21 protein-coding genes are annotated in these 20,316 nt (G+C 68.6%); 2 read left to right on the forward strand and 19 right to left on the reverse strand.

The window, feature by feature from the left end; translation table 11 throughout:
- Window positions 1–56: 56 nt before the first annotated feature.
- The 4 genes from EV683_RS11005 to EV683_RS11020 form a co-directional block, all read right to left on the reverse strand.
- Entirely contained in the window at window positions 57–875 is an 819-nt protein-coding gene (locus EV683_RS11005; protein WP_131862815.1) for an ABC transporter permease, read from the reverse strand.
- Window positions 868–1,761, reverse strand: a complete 894-nt coding sequence (locus tag EV683_RS11010; protein WP_066613332.1) for an ABC transporter permease — start codon at window positions 1,759–1,761, stop codon at window positions 868–870. The genes EV683_RS11005 and EV683_RS11010 overlap by 8 nt, the downstream gene beginning before the upstream one ends.
- A 4-nt stretch (window positions 1,762–1,765) precedes the next feature.
- On the reverse strand, window positions 1,766–2,854 hold the full coding sequence (locus EV683_RS11015; protein WP_066613330.1) for an ABC transporter ATP-binding protein: 1,089 nt from the start codon (window positions 2,852–2,854) through the stop codon (window positions 1,766–1,768).
- Window positions 2,855–3,206: 352 nt separating this feature from the next.
- Window positions 3,207–3,830, reverse strand: coding sequence for an OmpW/AlkL family protein (locus tag EV683_RS11020; protein ID WP_131862816.1), 624 nt, complete (start codon window positions 3,828–3,830; stop codon window positions 3,207–3,209).
- A 149-nt stretch (window positions 3,831–3,979) separates the two neighbouring features.
- On the opposite strand from EV683_RS11020, the gene ubiD reads away from it, so the two are divergent.
- Window positions 3,980–5,515: a 4-hydroxy-3-polyprenylbenzoate decarboxylase gene (ubiD, locus tag EV683_RS11025; RefSeq protein WP_131862817.1), complete on the forward strand. Its 1,536-nt coding sequence runs from the start codon at window positions 3,980–3,982 to the stop codon at window positions 5,513–5,515.
- A gap of 171 nt (window positions 5,516–5,686) precedes the next feature.
- Entirely contained in the window at window positions 5,687–6,052 is a 366-nt protein-coding gene (locus tag EV683_RS11030) for a 50S ribosome-binding protein YggL (RefSeq protein ID WP_066613317.1), read from the forward strand.
- A 63-nt stretch (window positions 6,053–6,115) separates the two neighbouring features.
- Here EV683_RS11030 and EV683_RS11035 read toward each other — a convergent pair whose 3' ends face one another.
- The 15 genes from EV683_RS11035 to EV683_RS11105 form a co-directional block, all read right to left on the reverse strand.
- Window positions 6,116–6,748: a LysE family translocator gene (locus EV683_RS11035; protein WP_066613315.1), complete on the reverse strand. Its 633-nt coding sequence runs from the start codon at window positions 6,746–6,748 to the stop codon at window positions 6,116–6,118.
- A gap of 184 nt (window positions 6,749–6,932) precedes the next feature.
- Window positions 6,933–8,831, reverse strand: coding sequence for a polysaccharide biosynthesis protein (locus EV683_RS11040; RefSeq protein ID WP_131862818.1), 1,899 nt, complete (start codon window positions 8,829–8,831; stop codon window positions 6,933–6,935).
- A 2-nt stretch (window positions 8,832–8,833) separates the two neighbouring features.
- A complete protein-coding gene (locus EV683_RS11045; RefSeq protein WP_066613311.1) occupies window positions 8,834–9,481 on the reverse strand; it encodes a sugar transferase in 648 nt (215 codons plus the stop codon).
- Window positions 9,478–10,641, reverse strand: a complete 1,164-nt coding sequence (locus EV683_RS11050) for a DegT/DnrJ/EryC1/StrS family aminotransferase (RefSeq protein ID WP_131862819.1) — start codon at window positions 10,639–10,641, stop codon at window positions 9,478–9,480. The genes EV683_RS11045 and EV683_RS11050 overlap by 4 nt, the downstream gene beginning before the upstream one ends.
- Window positions 10,638–11,300, reverse strand: coding sequence for a hypothetical protein (locus EV683_RS11055; protein ID WP_131862820.1), 663 nt, complete (start codon window positions 11,298–11,300; stop codon window positions 10,638–10,640). The genes EV683_RS11050 and EV683_RS11055 overlap by 4 nt, the downstream gene beginning before the upstream one ends.
- A 149-nt stretch (window positions 11,301–11,449) precedes the next feature.
- On the reverse strand, window positions 11,450–12,103 hold the full coding sequence (locus EV683_RS11060; protein ID WP_131862821.1) for an alanyl-tRNA editing protein: 654 nt from the start codon (window positions 12,101–12,103) through the stop codon (window positions 11,450–11,452).
- A 25-nt stretch (window positions 12,104–12,128) separates the two neighbouring features.
- Complete coding sequence (locus EV683_RS11065) at window positions 12,129–13,367, reverse strand: glycosyltransferase family 4 protein (protein ID WP_131862822.1); 1,239 nt, start codon at window positions 13,365–13,367, stop codon at window positions 12,129–12,131.
- Window positions 13,368–13,380: 13 nt separating this feature from the next.
- Window positions 13,381–13,689 carry a hypothetical protein gene (locus EV683_RS11070; protein ID WP_066613302.1) on the reverse strand — a complete coding sequence of 103 codons (309 nt, stop codon included), beginning with the start codon at window positions 13,687–13,689 and terminating at the stop codon, window positions 13,381–13,383.
- Complete coding sequence (locus tag EV683_RS11075; protein ID WP_131862823.1) at window positions 13,689–14,792, reverse strand: glycosyltransferase family 4 protein; 1,104 nt, start codon at window positions 14,790–14,792, stop codon at window positions 13,689–13,691. The genes EV683_RS11070 and EV683_RS11075 overlap by 1 nt, the downstream gene beginning before the upstream one ends.
- On the reverse strand, window positions 14,789–15,874 hold the full coding sequence (locus tag EV683_RS11080) for a glycosyltransferase family 4 protein (RefSeq protein ID WP_131862824.1): 1,086 nt from the start codon (window positions 15,872–15,874) through the stop codon (window positions 14,789–14,791). Before EV683_RS11080 ends, EV683_RS11075 begins: the two co-directional genes overlap by 4 nt.
- A complete protein-coding gene (locus tag EV683_RS11085) occupies window positions 15,871–16,449 on the reverse strand; it encodes an acyltransferase (RefSeq protein WP_131862825.1) in 579 nt (192 codons plus the stop codon). Before EV683_RS11085 ends, EV683_RS11080 begins: the two co-directional genes overlap by 4 nt.
- Window positions 16,446–17,708, reverse strand: coding sequence for a lipopolysaccharide biosynthesis protein (locus EV683_RS11090; RefSeq protein ID WP_207910449.1), 1,263 nt, complete (start codon window positions 17,706–17,708; stop codon window positions 16,446–16,448). The genes EV683_RS11085 and EV683_RS11090 overlap by 4 nt, the downstream gene beginning before the upstream one ends.
- 2 nt (window positions 17,709–17,710) lie before the next feature.
- Complete coding sequence (locus EV683_RS11095) at window positions 17,711–18,802, reverse strand: DegT/DnrJ/EryC1/StrS family aminotransferase (protein ID WP_131862826.1); 1,092 nt, start codon at window positions 18,800–18,802, stop codon at window positions 17,711–17,713.
- 30 nt (window positions 18,803–18,832) lie between these two features.
- Entirely contained in the window at window positions 18,833–19,171 is a 339-nt protein-coding gene (locus tag EV683_RS11100; RefSeq protein ID WP_066613272.1) for a zinc ribbon domain-containing protein YjdM, read from the reverse strand.
- Between the two features lie 50 nt (window positions 19,172–19,221).
- Entirely contained in the window at window positions 19,222–20,313 is a 1,092-nt protein-coding gene (locus EV683_RS11105; protein ID WP_131862827.1) for a glycerol-3-phosphate dehydrogenase/oxidase, read from the reverse strand.
- Window positions 20,314–20,316: the final 3 nt, after the last annotated feature.

The following is a 20,316-nucleotide window of genomic DNA, read 5'->3' on the forward strand; positions in this document are numbered from 1 at the left end:
CGATTTCCAGAGCTTCTGGCTGACGACACTTCGCTTCATGCCGGCCAGATGGGGCTTCACACTGCCGGCATCAAGTAGGTTTTGTTAGCGACTCTAAGAGCGCTGGGCGATACGCGCGACGCGATCACGATGAGAACCAGCGTAAGCAGCATCAGCAGCGAGGATACCGCATTCACTTCGGGTGTGACGGCGATCTTGATCATCGAGTAGATCTCGAGCGGCAGCGTCGACGTGCCGGCGCCGGCGGTGAAGAAGGTGATCACGAAGTCGTCGATCGACAGCGTGAACGCCATCAGCGCGCCGGCGATGATGCCCGGCAGGATCTGCGGCAGCGTCACCAGCCGGAAGGCCTGCAGCGGCGTGGCGCCGAGGTCGCGCGCCGCCTCGACCAGGCTCTCGTCCATGCCCTGCATCCGCGCGCGCACCACGATGGCGACGAAGCCGGTACAGAAGGCGATGTGCGACAGCACGATGGTCACCAGGCCGAGCTCGAGGATGCCGGTCAGCTGGTTGACGAGCACGAAGAAGATCACCAGCGACACCCCCATCAGCAGCTCCGGGATCGCGATCGGCGTCAGCACCAGGAAGGGCAAGAGCCGCAGCCGGTACTTGTGCATCGCGATGCCGGCCAGCGTGCCCAGCGCGGTCGCGCAGAAGCTCGACACCACGCCGATCATCAGCGAGTTGCCGGCGGCGGTCAGCATCTTCTCGTTGGCGAACAGCTGCGCGTACCAGTGGGTGGTGAAGCCGACCCATTCGGCGTTCAGCTTCGAATCGTTGAACGAGAACAGCACCACGATGAACAGCGGCAGGTAGAGAAAGAGGTAGGCGAACAACGCCGCCGCCCACAGCCACCAGGAAGGTTTTTTAGCCACGTTTGCCTCCTCGCGCCACCAGCGCGCCCAACAGGGCGATGCCGAGCACGCCCGCGGTCAGCATGATCGACAGCACCGAGCCGAACGGCCAGTCGCGCGTGTCGAGGATCTGCTGCTTGATCAGGTTGCCGATCATGATCGAATCGGTGCCGCCGAGGATGTCCGGGATCGCGAACATGCCCAGCGCCGGGATGAACACCAGCGCCGAGCCGGCGAACACGCCGGGCAGGGACAGCGGCCAGGTGATCTTCCAGAAACGCTGCCAGGCGCTGGCGCCCAGATCCTGCGCGGCGTCCAGGAGCGCGAGGTCGTGCTTCTCGAGGTTCGCGTACAGCGGCAGCACCATGAAGGGCAGGTGCACGTAGACCATGCCGACGATCACCGCGAACGGCGTGAACAACAGCTGCAGCGGCTCGAAGCCCAGCGCGGTGACGACGGCGTTGACCGCGTGCGTGAACGCCGAACCCGGGCCGAGGATGATCATCCACGCGTAGATGCGGATCAGGAAGTTCGACCAGAACGGCAGGATCACCAGCAGCAGCATCAGGTCGCGGTACTTCTTCGGGCTTCTGGCGATCAGCCAGGCGAGCGGATAGCCCATCGCGACGCAGGCCAGCGTCGTCACGCCGGCGTAGACCGCCGACTTCAGGAACAGCTCCCAGTACAGCGGCTCCTCGAACAGGCGCTGGAAGTTCTCCAGCGTCAGGTCCCACACCAGCCGCCCTTCCTCGACGTAGTACATCGGCGCGAGGCCGCCGAAGTCGCCGGGGAAGCGGAAGGCGGCGACGAACATGATCGCCGTCGGCACCAGGAAAAACAGCACGAGGTAGAGCAGCGGCGGCCACGACAGCGCCCACTTGCCCAGATTGTTCTTGACCCAGTTCACCGCGTCACTCCGTCACGAAGCTGCCGGCGTCGAAGCGCCAGGCGATCTCGACCTGATCCTGGTCGTCGAACAGCTTGGCCAGACCCGGCGCGCTGTTGGGCAGCATGGTCTCGATCACGACGCCGTCGCCGACCTCGACGAGGTAGATCGTCACGTCGCCCAGATACAGGCAGTCGTTGACGCGGCCCTTGAAGTGGACCTCGCCGTCCTCGACCGCCAGCGCTCGGCCAACCTTGATCTTCTCCGGGCGCAGCGCGAGCCAGCCCTTCTGCCCCGGCGCGACCTCGCCCCTGAGCGCGACGCGCATGCGGCCGCAGCCCTTGATCTCGATCGTCGCCGTCCCGTCGCCGTTGCCCGCCACGACCTCGGCCTCGAGCACGTTGCACTGGCCGATGAAGTCGGCGACGAAGCGGTTCCTCGGATAGCTGTAGATCGTCTCCGGCGTGTCCAGCTGCTCGACCTGGCCGTGGCTCATCACCGCGATGCGGTGCGACAGCGCGAGCGCCTCGCCCTGGTCGTGCGTCACGTAGACGAAGGTGATGCCGACCTCCTTCTGCAGGTTGATCAGCTCGATCTGCATCTGCTCGCGCAGCTTGGCGTCGAGCGCCGACAAGGGTTCGTCGAGCAAGAGCAGGCGCGGGCGGTCGACCAGCGCGCGCGCGATCGCGACGCGCTGGCGCTGGCCGCCGGACATTTCGTGCGGGTAGCGGTCGCCGAACTGGGTCAGCCGCACGTCCTCGAGCAGCTCCTCGACCTGGGATGCGATCTTCTTGGCGTCCCAGCCGGCCATCTTCAGCGGGAAGGCGATGTTCTGGCGCACCGTCATGTGCGGGAACAGCGCGTAGCTCTGGAACACGGTGTGCACCGGGCGCTTTTCCGGCGGCACGCGCGACATGTCCTGGCCGTCGAGCACGATCTGGCCCGAATCCGGCTGCTCGAAACCGGCCAGCATCCGCAGCAAGGTGGTCTTGCCGCAGCCGGACGGGCCGAGCAAGGTGAAGAATTCGCCGGCCTCGACCGACAGGCTGACGTTGTTCACGGCGGTGAAGTCGCCGAACCGTTTCACGACGTTCTTGATTTCCAGCAGAGCCATGAGCTTCCCCGCCCGATGAAAAAGGGCGCCATTGTAACAAAAACCCCCTCGTTGCGGACCCGCCGAACCGGCGATGGCGCCGGACGGCCCCGCAAAAAAATGCCATTCAGATCAAAGGGGAAGACCGCGTCGAGCGGCCGCCGCGCCGGGCGTCCGGACAGCCGTTTCGTCATGGTAAACCAAGCTCTTATTGCCATGCAGCATGAAGAAGCGCCGGCGCGCGTCTTTTTTCAAACCGGCGTCCGGAAAAGGCGCTGCCGCCCTCCCCCACCGGCACCGCAAAAGCAAAAGGCGCACCGCGAGGGTGCGCCTTTGGGGCGTCGCAGCCCCCGCGCCGCGCGCGGGGACGGGCTCAGAACTTGGTGCCGACGCCGACGCCGAAGACCCACGGGTTGATCTTCAGCGTGCCGAGGTTCTGCCCGGCCGTCACGCCGAGCGCCGGCACGGCGTTGACCGAGGTGACGTCGGTCTTGATCATCAGCTTCTTGACGTCGACGTTGACGAACCAGTCCTTGTTGACCGCGACGTCGGCGCCGAGCTGCAGCGCGTAGCCCCAGCTGTTCTTGTCGACCGACAGCGGGGTGACCTTGTCGAGGTCGTCGTTGTAGAAGCGGGTGTAGTTGATGCCGGCGCCGACGTAGGGACGGATGGTCGCTTCGGGCGCGAAGTGGTACTGCAGCGTCAGCGTCGGCGGCAGGTGGTTGACCTTGCCGAGGCTGCCGAGGCTGGACGTCACCTCGTGGCGCGCGGTGCCGAGGATCAGTTCGGCGCCGATGTTGTCGGTGATCATGTAGGTGAAGTCGAGCTCGGGCACGGTCTGGCTGTCGACGTCGACCTTGAGCGCCGACAGCGCCTTGTCGGTCTTCACATCCGGCGAGATGTGGATCGCGCGGGCGCGCACCAGGATGTCGCCCTGGGCGGCGAAGGCGGTCGTGGCGGCGAGGCCGAGCAGCGTGGCGAGAACGATTTTTTTCATTGTGACGGGCTCCATGATGTGTCGGTAGGACGGTGTCGCTTGCGGCCGGCGCGCCCCGCTTGGGACAATGCCGCTTTGCCGCTTGCAACGTCCCGGCCACGATAAGCCCTGCCGTTGGTGCGGTCTTTGCGATAGATCATGAAAGAATCATGCGATACCACGACCTGAGGGACTTCTGCGCCCAGCTGGAACGACAAGGCGAACTGAAGCGCGTCGCGACGCCGGTGTCGCCGCGCCTCGAGATGACCGAGATCGGCGACCGCGTGCTCAAGGCCGGCGGGCCGGCGCTGTTGTTCGAGAACCCGACGCTGGACGGCCGCCGCTTCGACACGCCGGTGCTGGCCAACCTGTTCGGCACGCCGCGCCGCGTCGCGCTCGGCATGGGAGCGTCCGACGTGATGGAGCTGCGCGAGATCGGCAGGACGCTCGCCTACCTGAAGGAACCCGAGCCGCCGAAGGGTTTCAAGGACGCCTGGGACAAGCTGCCACTCTTGAAGCAGGTGTTGAGCATGGCGCCCAAGGAAGTGAAGAAGGCGCCGTGCCAGGACGTGGTGGTCGAGGGGCCGGACGTCGACCTCGGCCAACTGCCGATCCAGCACTGCTGGCCGGGCGACGTCGCGCCGCTGGTCACCTGGGGGCTGACGGTGACGCGCGGTCCTGCTAAGCGCCGCCAGAACCTCGGCATCTACCGCCAGCAAGTCATCGGCCGGAAGCAGCTGATCATGCGCTGGCTCGCGCACCGCGGCGGCGCGCTCGACTTTCGCGAGCACCGCGTCGCGCAGCCGGGCACGCCGTTCCCGGTGTCGGTGGTCTTGGGCTGCGACCCGGCGACCATCCTCGGCGCGGTGACGCCGGTGCCGGACACGCTGTCCGAATACCAGTTCGCCGGCCTGTTGCGCGGCGCCAAGACCGAGCTGGTCAAATCGGTCGGCAACGAGCTGCAAGTGCCGGCGTCGGCCGAGATCGTGCTCGAAGGGGTGCTGACGCCGTGCGAGCCGGGCTTCGAAGGCCGCAGCGAACACGGCGTGCCGCTCAAAGAAAAGGACGGTTACCTGCACGCGCTCGAGGGCCCGTACGGCGACCACACCGGCTACTACAACGAGCAGGACTGGTTCCCGGTGTTCACCGTCGAGCGCGTCACCTCGCGCCCGAACCCGATCTACCACAGCACCTACACCGGCAAGCCGCCGGACGAGCCGGCCATCCTCGGCGTCGCGCTCAACGAGGTGTTCGTGCCCATCCTGCAAAAGCAGTTTCCCGAGATCGTCGACTTCTACCTGCCGCCCGAGGGCTGCAGCTACCGCATGGCGGTGGTGTCGATCAAGAAGGCGTACGCCGGCCACGCCAAGCGCGTGATGCTCGGCGTGTGGAGCTTCTTGCGCCAGTTCATGTACACCAAGTTCATCGTCGTCGTCGACGACGACGTCGACACGCGCGACTGGAAGGAAGTGATCTGGGCGATCACCACGCGCATGGACCCGGTGCGCGACACGACGCTGATCGACCACACGCCGATCGACTACCTCGACTTCGCCAGCCCGGTCTCGGGCCTCGGCGGCAAGATGGGGCTGGACGCGACCAACAAGTGGCCGGGCGAAACGAGTCGCGAATGGGGCGTGCCGATCGTGATGGACGACGCCGTCAAGCACCGTGTCGACGCGCTGTGGCAGCAGCTCGGGCTATAGGAACAACGTCGGCCGAGCCGCCGCTGCACCGGCACGCTCGGCCAACGTCCTGGCGTCGCGCCGCACAGTCATGACATTCGCTATAACGGACGGGGCGGCACGAAGATTTGTCTTGTCCGGGCGGGGTTGCTACCCTTGCCGCCCGCCCCTGTGACCGTCAAGGAGACCCGCATGCCCCGCAACCCGCAATCGCGCCAGCGCCTCAAGCGCCTGTCGCCGCGCCGCCAAAAGAAGCAGCGCGTCGGCGCCTACACCCAGCTCGGTTTCGCGCTCGAGGCCGCGCTGCACGCCGTCCCGCCGGCCGCCGAGGACGCCTTCCTCGACGCCTGGCTGTCGGCGGTCGACGAACAGGGCGTCAGCTTCGGCGGCAGCTTCGACGCCGGCTCGCCGTCGCTGCTGTCCGGCATGGTGTTCCCGGTGTCGAACAAGCCGGTCGACGAGGAGATGCGCGAGACGCTGATCGCCTGGCTGACGCAGCGCCCCGAGGTCGCGCGCGTCGCCGCCGGCGAACTGGCCGACGTGTGGCACAGCGAATGAGCCGGTCGGCAAGATGGAAAAGCCCCGCGTCGCGGGGCTTTTTCGCAAGCGCAGCGGGAACGCTCAGGCGCCGAGGAAGGCCGCCAGGCAGGCGGTGCCGACGAAGAACACGCCGGTGACCGCGTTGAACAGCTTCTTGCCGGCATAGGAGCGCAGGAAGGGGTTCACCGCCTTGGCCGACAGGCCGTACGACAGCTTGCACGCGACGTCGACGGCGATCCAGGTCGCGACCATCACGCCCAACTGCACGTAGATCGAGCGCGCCGGGTCGATGAACTGCGGCAAAAAGGCGATGAAGAACAGGATGTCCTTCGGATTGCTGATGCCGAGCAGGAAGGCGCGGTTGAACAAGAGGCCGAAGCGCGGCTCGAGCAGCACCTCGGCGGCGCCGTTGGCGTCGCTGGGCTTTTGCACCGGAATCAGGAAGGTTTTCACGCCGAGGTAGCCGAGGTAGGCGGCGCCGCCGTACTTGGCGATGTTGAACATCAAGGGCGACGAGACGATCAGCGCGCCCAGGCCCAGCGCCGAGATCACCAGCAGGATCAGCGAGGCGGACACGCCGCCGGCGATCGCCGGCCAGCTGCGGCGCAGGCCGAAGTTGATCACGTTGGAAATCATCAGCAGCGACAGCGGGCCGGGGATGGCGATGACGACGAAGATCGCGGCGACGTAGAGCAGCCAGACGTCGAGGTTCATGGGTGTTGTCTCCTGGTCTTTTTGTATGAAGCTTGATGGCCCCCGAAAAGGGCTCACGCCGCGCGAGGGCGGCGTGAGGGGGATGGGCGCATCATAGCAGCGGCGCGGCGGGCGGGACAGGAACAAAAGCCGCGCTCTCCGGGCGGTACAGTTGCACGCTCGGGCGGGGCGACAGGGCGGCCGATCAGGCCGTCGCGCCGGCCACCCAGTCGCGCGTCGCCTCGGCGGCGTTGAATTCGCGCACCACCTCGCGCATCAGCGCGAAGGCGGCGGCGGCGTCGAGCGACTCGCAGGCGACCGCCAGCCGTTCGAGGTAGCCGGCCAGCTCGTCGGGCGCCAGGTGGTATTCGCGGGCGCGCAGGATGCGCGGGTGCTCGGTCGGCAGCACGCCGTCGCCGATCAAGAGTTCCTCGTACAGCTTCTCGCCGGGCCTGAGGCCCGAGTAGCGGATCTCGACGTCGCCGTCCGGGTGCGCGGCGTCGCGCACCTCGAGGCCGGACAGGTGGATCATCCGCCGCGCCAGCTCGGCGATCTTCACCGGCTCGCCCATGTCGAGCACGAACACGTCGCCGCCCTGCCCCATCGCGCCTGCCTGCAGCACCAGCTGCGCCGCCTCGGGGATGGTCATGAAGTAGCGCGTGATGTCCGGGTGGGTGACGGTGACCGGGCCGCCGGCGGCGATCTGACGCTTGAACAGCGGCACCACCGAACCCGAGCTGCCCAGCACGTTGCCGAAGCGCACCATCACGAAGCGCGTCGCGCCGCCGCCACTCCTCTCCTGCTGGGCGTGGCGCGCCTGCAGGCACAGCTCGGCCAACCTTTTGGTCGCGCCCATCACGTTGGTCGGCCGCACGGCCTTGTCGGTCGAGATCAGCACGAAGGTCGCCACGCCGGCGTCCGCCGCCGCCGCCGCGCAGGTGTCGGTGCCGAAGGCGTTGTTGACGATGCCGGCGACCGGGTTGTGCTCGACCAGCGGCACGTGCTTGTACGCCGCCGCGTGGTAGACGGTATCGACGGCGAAGGCGCGCATCACCGACGTCAGGCGCGCGCGGTCGGTCACCGAGCCGAGGATGGCGACGCGCTCGACCTCGGGCGCGAGCCGCGCCAGCTCCTGGTCGATCGCGTACAGCGCGTACTCGGACAATTCGAACAACACCAGCCGACGCGGGCGGCCCTTGACGATCTGGCGGCACAGTTCCGAGCCGATCGAGCCGCCGGCGCCGGTCACCATCACGGCAAGGCCGGCGATGTTGGCCGACAGCAGCTCGGGCTTGGGCGGCACCGGGTCGCGCCCCAAGAGGTCCTCGATGTCGACCTGCTTGAGTTCCTCGACGCGCACCTCGCCGCTCACCAGGTCGGCCAGCCGCGGCACGCGCTGGATCGGGATGTGCAAGGGTTCGAGCGCCTCGATGATCTCGCGGTGGCGCGCGCGGCTCGCCGACGGGATCGCCAGCAGCATCTGCGTCAGGCGCTTGCGCGCGACCAGTTCGGGAATGCGCGCCGGGTCGTAGACCTCGACGCCGCCGTAGATGCGGCCCCACAGCGCGGGGTTGTCGTCGAAGAAGGCGACCGGCTTCATGTCGCGCCCCGACTGCAGCGCCGCCATCAGCGCGAGGCCGGCGTGGCCGGCGCCGTAGATCGCCACCGGCGCGCGCGCCCTCTGGCCGGCGTCGAGGTTGCGCAAGACGCCGCGCAGCAGGAAGCGGCTGCCGCCGATGTAGGCCATCGCGAACACCCAGAAGATCAGGATCGACGAGCGCGGGAACGGCGTGATGCGCGCCATCACGATCACCGCGGTCAGCACCAGCACCGCCAGCGTGACGCCGTAGAACACCGTGGTGACGACGCGGTCGTCCATGAAGCGGATCACCGCGCGGTAGAGGCCGAGCTTGACGAAGATCGGGATCACCCACAAGGGCGGCACGGCGAAGATCCACAGATAGGGGTCGAGCTTCGGGTCCCACGCGCCGCCGAGGCGCAACAGCACCGCCGACAGCAGCGCCAGCGGCAACAGCAGCGCGTCGAGCACCATCAGGAGCGCCATCTTGTGGTGGCGCGAGAACGACAACAGCGAATCGAGCATGGTCAGCGGGTGACGATTTTCTTCAGGGTGGCAAGGATGATGGCGACGTCGCCGCACAGCGTATGGCCGTCGGCGTAGCGCGCCGCGTAGGCGAGCTTCTCGGGCAGCACCCGCTCGAGGTAGGCGCGCTCGGGGTCCGGCGCGGCGGCGAGGATGTCGTTCTCGTCGATCATCTCGATCGACGCCCACTCGGTGATGCCCGGGCGCACCGACAGCACGCGCGCCTTCACGTCGGCCGGATAGTGCGCGACGTAGCGCGGCACCTCGGGGCGCGGGCCGACCAGGCTCATCGTGCCGACCAGCACGTCGATCAGCTGCGGCAGCTCGTCGAGCTTGGATTTGCGCAAGAAGGCGCCGGCGCGCGTCACGCGATTATCGCGGCCGACCGTCAGCTGGCCGTGTTTTTCCGCGTCGACGCGCATGGTGCGGAACTTGTGGATGCGGAACGGCACGCCGTGCCGGCCGACGCGCTCCTGGCGGAAGAACACCGGGCCGGTCGAATCGAGCTTGATCCAGAGCGCGACCGCGACCAAGAGCGGCGACAGAAGCAGCAAGCCGAGCGCCGCGCACACGACGTCGAAGGCGCGCTTGACCGCGTCGCGGCCGGGCTTGCCGCGCGCCGGCTCGGCCAAGGTTTTCACCTCGCTCATGCCGACAGGATCCCGCGCACCGCGGCGATCACGCGCGTCTGGTCGGCGTCGCTCATCTTCGTGTAGAGCGGCAGCGTCACCTCGGCCTCGAACGCCGCGTCGGCGACCGGGAAGTCGGCGTTCTTCAGCCCGTAACCGTCGCGCCACACCGGGTGGCGGTGCAGCGGGATGAAGTGCACCGAGCAGCCGATGCCGCGCTCGGCCATCTGGGCGATGAAGTCGTCGCGGCCGACGCCGGCCTCGGGTTTCAGCCGCACCGGGTAGAGGTGCCAGGCGTGCGTGTCGCTCGCCAAGGTTGGCCGAGCCGGCAGGATCAGCGGCAGGCCGGAAAGCTCACGGTCGTAGCGCGCCGCCATCGCCTCGCGTTTTTCGCGGAAGGCGCCGATCTTTTTCAGCTGGTGGATGCCGATCGCGGCGGCGATGTCGGGCATGTTGTACTTGAAGCCCGGCGCGACCACCTCGTAGTACCACGCCGGCGTCTTGGACACGTAGCGGTCGAAGGCGTCGCGGCTGATGCCGTGCAGGCGCATCACCTTGCAGCGCGCGATGAGGTCCCTGTTCTTCGACACCACCATGCCGCCCTCGCCGGTGGTCATCGTCTTGTTGGCGTAGAAGCTGAACACGGTGACGTCCGAATCCAGCGTGCCGACGAGCTTGCCCTGGTAGGTGGTCGGCAGCGCGTGCGCGGCGTCCTCGATGATTTTCAGACCATGCTCGCGCGCGATCGCGACGATCTCGTCCATCTCGCAGGCGAGGCCGGCAAAGTGCACCGGCATGATCGCGCGCGTTTTCGGCGTGATCGCGGCGCGGATCGCCGCCGGCGAGATGTTGAAGGTCGCCGCATCGACGTCGACGCACACCGGGTGCGCGCCGAGGTAGCGCACCACCTCGGCGGTGGCGGTGAAGGTGTAGGTCGGCACGATCACCTCGTCGCCCGGGCCGATGCCGACCGCCTCGAGCGCCAGGTGCAGGCCGGCGGTCGCCGAGTTCACCGCGATCGCCTCGACGCCGTCGCCGAGGAAGGCGGCGAAGTCGGCCTCGAATTGGCGGGTCTTGGGGCCGGTGGTCACCCAGCCGGAGCGCAGCGCGTCGACCACCTCGGCGATTTCTTCTTCGCCGATGTCGGGCAGCGCGAAGGGGAGGAATTGAGGGGTAATCATTCTTTCATCTCTTTAACTGCAACAGAAAGGATCACATCCTTGTACAGCAATGCCCCGTCTCTTCTGGTCGAGGCTTTCTCATACGCAATGTTTGCGCCCCACTTGGGTTTGCCTTGACAAGTAAATTGACCAAGCCACGTCTGTGTGCGGGCAAACTTAACTGCCTCAAAAACCATGGGGTCGGTGTTGGCTGCTGCGGCTAGCAATTGTGCCATCACCTCCCGCGCGACCTCTTCTTCACCGACCGCAACAATTTTCTTCATCCCATCCACGGTAACTGGTGCCGCTCGAGTAGCTGCTGTCAGATTGGAGTTTTGACCGTCCGGGAGTTTCAAAAAAGCCTTGGATTGAACTTCGCTACCTTCATAGACCCACTGCCCACCTTGTCGCTTACATAGCCCTTCTAAATCCGCACGAAACTCCCCGATCTGCTCTATCTGTCCTCTATGTATGAAAGGCGGGTAAGAATAGGTAGAAACGCGCAGCGGAACCTTCGAGGTCATAACATCCTTCCCAACGGTGAACGACGCAAGCCCCCAATCTTTTTTTGCCAATTCTTCTAGAGTCATCGCCGTTGATTGGCGTTTTGGAACCGAAGCACATCCCGTTACCGTCACAGCAACAAAAAATATCAGACCAACAATGCTCTTCACTTCCATCCTTCCTCCTTTCAACAAACCGTGCTCGTAGCACAGCGCGTAGGGCGGAAGACCCGCAGGAGCGTTCCGCCGATACTCTCTAGAACACTCGGCCCCCCCAAGGCCGGACCGCCACAGCTGGCGGAACGCCCCCAAACGGGGATTCCGCCCTACGAATCCAGCCGCGCGTCGATGTAGATCTCGATCCGCTCCTTGCCGCCGCCGACGTTGCGGCGCTTGAGGCGCAGCACGCCGACTTCGCCGGTGGTCTTCAAATGCGTGCCGCCGCAGGGCACGCGGCCGAAGCCGGCGACCTCCCAGTAGCAGCGCTCGTTCGCCTCGTCGGCGAAGGCGCTGACGATGGCCGAGTCGGCGTCGATCACCGCCTGCGCCGCGCGCGTCAGCTCGGCCAACATCGGCGTCAAGGGTTCGGGCCAGGCGAAGTCGATGCGCGCCTTGTCCTCGCCGATGTGCGCGCCGATCTTGCCGACGCCGGGCAGGCGCCGCGTGACGAGTTCGAGCACGATCTCGGCGGCGAAGTGCAGCCGCATCAGCTTGTAGCGGCGCGGCCAGTCTATCTCGACCGTCACCGTGTCGCCGGCCTCGAGCGCGTGGCCGGGCGGCAGCGTGTAGACGAGCTCTCGCCCCTGCCAGCGCGCGGCGAGCACGCGGTAGCCGCCGATCCGGCCGGTGTCGCTCTCCTGCCCGCCCGATTCGGCGAAGAACACCGTCGCCTCGAGCGTCACGTCGAGCCCGTCGACGCGCGCGACGCGGGTGGTCAGCGTCGTACGGTAGGGGTCCTGCCAGAAGAGTTTGTCGGTCATCGCGCCTGTCCTCGCAGCCCCGATGTTAGCGGATCGCGGCCGGCGCCGCGCCGCAGGCGGCCAGAAAGCGCGCCGCCAGCACGCGGTAGTCGTGCTTTTCCCGCACCGCCCGCCTGCCGGCCGCGCCCATCGCCGCGCGCTCGGCCTGCGGCAGCGCGACCATGCGCCGCACGGCGGCGGCGATCGCGGCGGCGTCCTCGGCCGGCACCGACAGCCCGGCGCCCGACTCGGCGACGAGGTCGTTGCCGGCCTCGACCGAGTGGATCACCGGCTTGCCGGCCATCAGGTAGTCGAACAGCTTGTTCGGGTTGATGCCGAAGCGGTAGATCGGCAGGCGGCGCCAGCCGATGAAGAGCGCGTCCATTTCGGCGAGGAAGGCCGGCACCGCGCGCTTTTCGATCGCGTCGAGGAACACCACGTTGGCCGAGCCGGCCGCCTTCGTCTTGAGCGCCGCCTTGTCCGGGCCGTCGCCGACCAGCACGAAGGTCACCGGCACGTCGGCCAGCAGCCGCGCGGCGTCCAAGAGGTAGTCGAGCGCGTTGGCCAGGCCATGGCCGCCGGCGTAACCGACCAGGAAGCGCCCGTCGGCCTTCAGCCCGGCCAGGGCCTGCCCGTGCGCAGCCGGCAGCGACGCCGGCTCGCCCTCCCATTCGGCGACGTCGACGCCGTTCGGGATCACCGCGTAGCGGGCCGGGTCCATGCCGCGCCCGACCATGTAGTCGCGCGCGCACGGCAGCATGCTGATCACCGTGTCGGCCTTTTGATAGCCGAAATCCTCGGCCCACTGCAAAAGCCGCACGAACGGGTGCCTGGGCGACATGCCGCCGACCTCGACCGGCGTCAGCGGCCACAGGTCGTGCACTTCGTACACCAGACGCGCGCCGGCGAGCCTGGCGAACCACGCCGCCGGCACCGTGTCGAGCGGGTAGGTGCTCGACGCGATCACGAGGTCGGGCTTCTCGCGCTTGATGCGCGCGGACAGCCCCATCAGACGCCTAAGAAACGCGAAGATGTTGACCACGCGGCGCGCGCCGTTGCCCTCGTAGGGCGGCGTGCGGCACCAGGTGTAGGTGACGCCGTCGATGACTTCGTCGCGGTAGGGGGCGTCGAGAACCGGGTTCACGCGGCGCAGGTGCGAGAAGTCGGCCGCGACGATGTGAACCTCGTGCCCCGCCCTCACCCACTCGCGCGCGAGGTAGTAGGGCCGGAATTCCATGCCGTGGCGCGGGCTGCCGGCGTAGTGGTTCAGGTAGAGGATGCGCATCGGGTGTCCGGCCTCAGGCGCCCTGGTCGTCGTAGAAGCCCTTGCGGCGCGCCTCGGCGTCCAGGCCCTTGAAGCGCGCCTCGTTGAAGCGCCAGCCGACGTAGCAGAGGATCGCGATCAGCACCGCCAGCGAGCTGACGTTCATCAGGTGGTAGAGCGGGTCGGGGCTGATCGGCTTGCCGCGCGCGACGTCGTACAGGTAGCCGACCGGCAGCGCCAGCGCCATGTAGATCAGGCCCTTGCGGGCGATAAAGGCCAGCGGGCCCTTTTGCCGTTGAACGCGCCAGCGCGTCCAGAATTGCGTTGCGGTTTCGCGTGCCATCAGTGTGTCTCCAGATTCCGGTAAAGGGCGACGAGTTTCTGCGCCTCGGCCGCCCAGCTGTATTTTGCCAGCGCCGCGCGGCGGCCGGCCTCGCCCATCGCGCGCGCACGCACGGGGTCGGACAGCAGGCCCTTGAGCGCCGCGGCGATCTGTTGCGGGTCCTCGGGGTCGACCAGCACGCCGCAGCCGGCGTCGTCGACGATCGCGCGCCAGACCGGGAAGTCGCTGGCGATCACCGCGAGGCCGGCCGCCATGTATTCGAACAGCTTGATCGGCAGCGCCTCGACGTAGTTCGGCGTCGGGAACAGCGTCACGAGGCCGACCTTGGCCTCGGAGAGCACCGCCGCGACGCCGGCGCGGTCGAGCACGCCCAGGTCGTCGACGTAGGCCCAGCCCGGCTGCGCGGCCATCTCGTCGCGCAGGCCGCCCTCGCTCCACGGGCCGGCGAGCTTCAATCTCACCCCCGCCTCGGGCAGCGCCGCGACGATAGGCCCGATGCCGCGGATGCGCGTAATGCCGCCCAGATAACAGGCGACGTCGGCGCGCTCTTCCCAGCGCGTGTCGTTCACCAGCTCCTCGAGGATCGGGTAGTTGCACACGTCGATCGCGGTGGGCGCGAGGCCGACGAAGCGGTCGCGGATCAGCGGGGTCGCGGCGACCACCGCGTCGAAGCGGCGCGCGGCGTATGTCTCCAGCGCCTCGACCGCGCGCGACACCAGGGGCCGCAGCGGCGCCGGGATCCACGGCTTGGCGAGCACCTGGCGCGGCAGGTCCTCGTGCACGTCGTAGACGACCCTGATGCCGGCCTTCTTCAGCGCCAGCGCGGCCGGGATCAGCTCCGGGTCGTGAAAGTGGACCACGTCGGGACGCAGCGCCAGCGCCTTGTCGCGCACGCGGCGCACGGTGTCGGTCATGCGCGAGAAGCGCCCGCCGGCTTTCGGGCCGACGTCGTAGAGGCGCACGCCGCCGCGCGTCTCGTCGCCCCGCCCGTCGGCGACGACGAGGCCGACCGAGAAGCCGGCGGCGGCGAGGCTCTGGCATTCCTTGATGAAGACGCGGATGTCGTGGCGCGGGTGGGCGCTGGTCAGGTGCAGGATGTTCATGCGGGGCGGGACAGCAGTTTGCGGTAAAGCGCGACGTAGCGCGCGGTGTTGGCCGAGGCGAGCGCGCGCGCCTCGACGAGGCGGCGGTTGATCGCGACCGGCTCGGCCAGCGCGGCGTCGTCGCCGGCCCAGGCGAGCGCCTCGGCGAGCACGGCCGGCAGCGTCGCGATGTCGGCCGCGATGCGGCCGTTGACGCCGTCGAGCACCCACTCGGCGTTGGCCGGCAGGTTGGACAAGACCGGCAGGCAGCCGTGGCCCATCGCCTCCAAGAGGCTCACGCTGGTCGCGTCCGATTCGGGCACGCTGACGAACACGCGGCTCTCGGCGTAAAGCTCGGCCAACCTTTGGCTGTTCACGAAGCCGGCGAACTCGACGCGTTGCAGCTTCAGCCGCGCGGCCTGCGCTTTCAAGGCCTCGGTTTCCGGCCCGCTGGCGGCCACGGTCAGCGACCAGTCGGCCAGCGCCGGGTTCGCCTCGACCGCCGCCCAGGCGTCGAGGATCGCGTCGATGCGGTACAGCGGCTTGTGCAAGCGGCAGGACAGCGCCTTCTTGGGCCGGCCGGGCGCGGGCGCCGGCGGCAGTGCGTCGATGCCGAAGTAGACGATGTCGATGCCGGCCGCCGACGGCGCCAGTTCGCGCATCCGCGCCGCCAGGTAAAACGAGTCGGCGGTCAAGGCGCTCGCGGCCGACAGGTTGGCCGAGACCATGCGCCGCATCAGCGCGTTCTGGCCGGGCAAGAGCAGCACGTCCGAGCCCCAGGCGGTCAGCACCGACGGGATCGCGCGGCCACGCAGCGCGCGCAAAGCGTGCCAGGCGACGCTGTTGGCCTGGTGCACGTGGACGAGCCCGGGCTTGATCGCGTCGATAAAGCCGGCGAGCCGCGCGGCGCTGCCCAGGGCCTTGAGCGAGAAGTCGAGCTTACAGATGCCGGCGAGCTTGGCCGGGCGCAACTCGGACGGCGGCTCGCCGTTGCTGGCCAGGTAGAGTTCCTTCGCGTGCGGCGCGATGCCGGCCATGAAGCGCCAGGTGTGCACCGAGGCGCTGCCGACCACCAAGAGCCGGTCGAGAACGGGTTGGCTCATCGGGCCCAGTCCTCGTAAAGCGGTTTGAGTTCGGGATGCTCGGCCAACCACGGCGCGTCCATCTCGCGCGTGTCGCCGACCACCCGCGCCGGATTGCCGGCGAGGATGGCGAAGTCCGGGTAGTCGCCGGCCGGCACGAAGCTGTAGGCGCGCACCAGCGAACCCTTGCCGAGGCTGACGCCCGGCATCAGCACCGAGTGCGGGCCGACGAAGCAGTACGGGCCGACCACGCTCGGCTTTTTCAGGTAGCCGACGTGCTCGCGGTGGTCGAGGTACTCGGCGCCGTACAGGCGGATCGCGATATGGCTCGAATGGGTCAGGATCGACACGTAGTTGGTGATCTGGCAGCCCTCGCCTATCGTCAGCCCACCCGAGGCGTCGATGAAGTTGAAGTGGCCGATGAACACGTTCTCGTCGACGTCGAGCCGCTGCGGCGACTCGACGCGCGTCGTGTTGCTGATCCGCGTGCGCATCAGTCGCACGCCATCGCCGCGCGTGAAGCCGACCACCATGCGCGGCCGAATCCAGCCGGACAGCCTGAACCTGAGCTTGTCGAGAAAACCGTTCGGACTCATCGCACCGCCTTGTAGATCCACGCGAAGTAAGTAAGGAAATAAACCGTCATCGCCGCCGACAGCGCCCACAGCGTCGCGCCCAGCGCGACGCCGTTCGCCAGCCCCAGCGCGATCGTCGCGAGGAACAGGCCGTTGCCGACCACGGTGAACGCTAGCGCCGCCTTCTGGCGGCGGATCACCAAGGGCACCATGCCGAGCGGCGAGGCGACGAAGTGGCACAGCATATACGGCGACAGCGCGCGCGCGTACTCGCCGGCCTCGCGCCACGATTCGCCGAACACCCACGCGAACAGCGCCGGCCCGAAGGCGAGCATGAGCAACGCGCCCGGCAGCGCCAGCAGCGTCAAGAGCGCGAGCAGCCGGCGCACGCGCGGCGCGAGCGATTCGCCCGCCGCGTGCAGCGCCGCCAGATCGCGGTAGGCGACCTGCGCGACCGCCTGGCCGATGAGCGCCGCCGGCAGCTTGAGCACCCGCATCATCAGCCCGTACAGGCCGACGGTGGCCGAGCCGGACAGCGTCAACAGCAGCGTCACCGTCAGCGTGTCCTGCGCCGCGCCGATGAGCGCGTTGACCGCGTTGACGCGCGGGAACTCGGCGTACTCGCGCGCCACCGCCGTCATGCCGGCACAATCGACGTCGCGCCGCCACGGCGCGCGCTCGCGCCAGTCGGGCAGCGCCTGCGCGACGAGCGCCGCGGCGAAACCGGCCGCCTGCCCGAGCAGCAGGCCGCCGGCGCCGAAGCCGGCCAGCGCCAGCTGCAGGCCGGTCATGCCGAGCGCCTGCGCGAGCCGGCCGGCCGCGTTGGCGCGGTAACGCTGGGCGCGGTTGTTCCACTGCGTGTAGGCCTGCGTCGCGCCGGCCAGCCCGACCGTGAGCGGCAACAGCCACAGCCACGGCGAAAGCGCCGGCTCGCGCATCAGCGCCGCCCAGAAACCGGGCGCCGGCCACAACAGCAGGGCCAGCAGCGCGGACAACGCCGCCGACACCGCGAGCGACAGGCCGAACAGGTTGGCCGAGCGCTTTGCGTCGGCCGGCAGCACGATCGCCAGCTCGTAGCGGCCGGTGGCGATCACCGCCAGCGCCGACAGCCAGGCGACGTAGACCGACAACAGGCCGAAGTCGGCCGGCGTGTAAAGCCGCGTCAGCAGCGGCGAGGCGGCCAGCGGCAGGAACTGCGCGATGGCCGCGCCGCCGGCGAGCGTCGCGACGTTGCGCGCGAAGCCGCCGTCCGACAGACGTTTGAGGCGGGCGAAGGACAAGGTCAGGCGAGCGCCTGCTTCACCGCCGCGACCACCGCGTCCTGCGTCGCCTCGTCGAGGAAGGGGTGCATCGGCAGGCTGATCACCCGGCGCGCCGCAGCCTCGGCGACCGGGAAGCTGCCCTCGCCCAGCTCCAGATGCGCGAACGCCGGCTGCCGGTGCAGCGGGATCGGGTAGTGCACCGCGGTCGGCACGCCCAGCTCCTTCAGCTTGCCGGCCACCACGTCGCGCTGTTCGACCTCGAGCGTGTACTGCGCGTAGACCGAGGTGTTGCCCTCGGCCAAGGTCGGCACGCGCGCGACGTCAGCGAGCAGCGCCGAGTAGCGCGCGCCGATCTTCTCGCGCGCGGCGACCTCCGCCGGGAAGCTCGGCAGCTTGGCCAACAGCACCGCCGCCTGGATGGTGTCGAGCCGGCCGTTCAGGCCGATGACCGGGTGGTGGTAGCGCCTATCCTGGCCGTGCACGCGCAGCTCGCGCATCTTCTTCGCCAGCGCGTCGTCGTCGGTGAAGCAGGCGCCGCCGTCGCCGTAGCAGCCAAGCGGCTTGCTCGGGAAGAAGCTGGTGCAACCGATGGTCGACAGCGCGCCGGACTTCTTGCCGCGCTGGGTCGCGCCGAAGCTTTGCGCGCCGTCCTCGATCACCGGCAGATTGTATTTGGCGGCGATCGCGTTGATCGCGGCGAAGTCGGCGCATTGCCCGTACAGGCTGACCGGCATGATGGCGCGGGTTTTCGGCGTGATCGCCGCTTCCAACTTGGCCGGGTCGAGGTTGTAGGTCGCCGGGTCGACGTCGACGAACACCGGGCGGGCGCCCAGGAGCGCGATCATCTCGCCGGTGGCGATGAAGGTGAACGGCGTGGTGATCACCTCGTCGCCGTGGCCCACGCCGAGCGCCATCAGCGCGATCAGGAGCGCGGTGGTGCCGTCGGCGACGCCGATCGCGTGCTTGACGCCGACGTAGGCGGCGAGCGCAGCCTCCAGCTCGGCCACTTCCGGGCCCATGATGTACTGGCCGTGGTCGAGCACCGCGTGGATGCGCGCGTCGATCTCGGGTTTCAGGTGCTGGTACTGGGTTTTCAGGTCGATGAATTGCATGGGCGTCTCGTTGTCGGTAAAGGCGTCGCGTCAGGCTTTCTTGACGAACTCGGACTTCAGCTGCATCGCGCCGAAGCCGTCGATCTTGCAGTCGATGTCGTGGTCGCCGTCGACGAGGCGGATGTTCTTGACCTTGGTGCCGACCTTGACCACCGACGACGAGCCCTTGACCTTGAGGTCCTTGATCACGACGACGGTGTCGCCGTCGGCGAGCGCGTTGCCGTTGGCGTCGCGCACCACGCGCGCGGCTTCTTCGGCCGGCGCGGCGTCGCCGCTCCATTCGTGTGCGCACTCGGGGCACACGTAGAGCGCGCCGTCCTGGTAGGTGAATCCGGAACCGCAGGCCGGACAGGCGGGCAGGCTGCTCATGCTTGATCCTTTTCCAATGCAAATGCGCGCGCCGGGCGCGCGCCTTCTGTCTATCGATGCGCCAGCAGCGCGTCGAGCCGCTCGGCCGCCTCGGCGGCGAGGCTCGGCGCCGTGGTCCACTTGCCGCCGAACACCGTCAGCAACCGGCCGTGGCGCGCGAAGCGGTAGTCGCGCAGCGCGCGGTTCGGGTCGGCGGCCGAGCGGATCAGCGGCCGGACGCCGGCAAAGCGCGCGACCACGTCGGCCGGGGTCGCCGGCGCGGCGAAGTAATGGTTGTAGAGCGCCAGCAAATAACCCTCCTCGTCGGCCGAGCATTCGGCCGACTCGTCGGGCGACTGCCGCACCTCGGTGGTGCCGATCAGCGTGCCGCCCTGCCAGGGCAGCACGAACACCACGCGGCGCTCGCCGGGCACCTCGAAGAGATAGCCCTGCGACAGGGTACGGTCGAGCACGATATGGCTGCCGCGCACCGTGTCGAGCTGCACGCCGGCGGCCAGGCCGCTGGCGGCCAGGAGGCGCTCGGCCCACGGCCCGGCGGCGTTGACGACGGCGTCGAAGCGGCGCGTCTCGCCGTGCAGCGTCACCGCGCCGTCGGCGCCGACCCGCTCGACGTTGGCGTGCTCGATCAGCGCGACGCCGGCCTTCTGCGCCTCGCCCGCCGCCCACAGGCCGAGCCGGTAGTCGTCCATCTGGCCGTCGACGTAGCGGTAGCCGCCGCGAAGGCCTTCGCGCTTGAGGCCGTCGCCGCCCTCGGCCAACGCGGCCGCCGTCAGCCAGCGGTGCCGGCCCAGCCCGGCCGCGCCGGCGAGCGCGTCGTAGAGCGCGAAGCCCGCCTTCATCAGCCAGCGGCCGCGCCGCGCGCCGCGGTAGATCGGCCACACGATGGGCAGCGGGTGGGCGAGCGCGGGGTCGGGCGCGTGCGCGAGCCACCAGGCGCGGTCGGCGAGCGCCTTTTTCACCAGGCCGAACTCGCCGTTCTCGAGGTAGCGCACGCCGCCGTGCAAGAGCTTGGACGAGGCGCGGCTGGTCGCGCCCATCAGCGCGTCGCGCTCGTAGAGCGTCACCGCGTGGCCGCGCCGCGCCAGCGTCCAGGCGATCATCACGCCGTTGACGCCGCCGCCGACCACCGCGACCGCCGCCATCGC

The sequence above is a fragment of the Crenobacter luteus genome (assembly GCF_004345725.1).
Lineage (GTDB): Bacteria > Pseudomonadota > Gammaproteobacteria > Burkholderiales > Chromobacteriaceae > Crenobacter > Crenobacter luteus.

What these genes read in the sequence shown, in the direction of transcription:
- EV683_RS11015 (WP_066613330.1), bottom strand. Translation starts at nt 2,854, where the DNA reads ATGGCTCTGCTGGAAATCAAGAACGTCGTGAAACGGTTCGGCGACTTC.
- EV683_RS11020 (WP_131862816.1), bottom strand. Translation starts at nt 3,830, where the DNA reads ATGAAAAAAATCGTTCTCGCCACGCTGCTCGGCCTCGCCGCCACGACC.
- ubiD (WP_131862817.1), top strand. Translation starts at nt 3,980, where the DNA reads ATGCGATACCACGACCTGAGGGACTTCTGCGCCCAGCTGGAACGACAA.
- EV683_RS11030 (WP_066613317.1), top strand. Translation starts at nt 5,687, where the DNA reads ATGCCCCGCAACCCGCAATCGCGCCAGCGCCTCAAGCGCCTGTCGCCG.
- EV683_RS11035 (WP_066613315.1), bottom strand. Translation starts at nt 6,748, where the DNA reads ATGAACCTCGACGTCTGGCTGCTCTACGTCGCCGCGATCTTCGTCGTC.
- EV683_RS11040 (WP_131862818.1), bottom strand. Translation starts at nt 8,831, where the DNA reads ATGCTCGATTCGCTGTTGTCGTTCTCGCGCCACCACAAGATGGCGCTC.
- EV683_RS11045 (WP_066613311.1), bottom strand. Translation starts at nt 9,481, where the DNA reads ATGAGCGAGGTGAAAACCTTGGCCGAGCCGGCGCGCGGCAAGCCCGGC.
- EV683_RS11050 (WP_131862819.1), bottom strand. Translation starts at nt 10,641, where the DNA reads ATGATTACCCCTCAATTCCTCCCCTTCGCGCTGCCCGACATCGGCGAA.
- EV683_RS11055 (WP_131862820.1), bottom strand. Translation starts at nt 11,300, where the DNA reads ATGGAAGTGAAGAGCATTGTTGGTCTGATATTTTTTGTTGCTGTGACG.
- EV683_RS11060 (WP_131862821.1), bottom strand. Translation starts at nt 12,103, where the DNA reads ATGACCGACAAACTCTTCTGGCAGGACCCCTACCGTACGACGCTGACC.
- EV683_RS11065 (WP_131862822.1), bottom strand. Translation starts at nt 13,367, where the DNA reads ATGCGCATCCTCTACCTGAACCACTACGCCGGCAGCCCGCGCCACGGC.
- EV683_RS11070 (WP_066613302.1), bottom strand. Translation starts at nt 13,689, where the DNA reads ATGGCACGCGAAACCGCAACGCAATTCTGGACGCGCTGGCGCGTTCAA.
- EV683_RS11075 (WP_131862823.1), bottom strand. Translation starts at nt 14,792, where the DNA reads ATGAACATCCTGCACCTGACCAGCGCCCACCCGCGCCACGACATCCGC.
- EV683_RS11080 (WP_131862824.1), bottom strand. Translation starts at nt 15,874, where the DNA reads ATGAGCCAACCCGTTCTCGACCGGCTCTTGGTGGTCGGCAGCGCCTCG.
- EV683_RS11085 (WP_131862825.1), bottom strand. Translation starts at nt 16,449, where the DNA reads ATGAGTCCGAACGGTTTTCTCGACAAGCTCAGGTTCAGGCTGTCCGGC.
- EV683_RS11095 (WP_131862826.1), bottom strand. Translation starts at nt 18,802, where the DNA reads ATGCAATTCATCGACCTGAAAACCCAGTACCAGCACCTGAAACCCGAG.
- EV683_RS11100 (WP_066613272.1), bottom strand. Translation starts at nt 19,171, where the DNA reads ATGAGCAGCCTGCCCGCCTGTCCGGCCTGCGGTTCCGGATTCACCTAC.
- EV683_RS11105 (WP_131862827.1), bottom strand. Translation starts at nt 20,313, where the DNA reads ATGGCGGCGGTCGCGGTGGTCGGCGGCGGCGTCAACGGCGTGATGATC.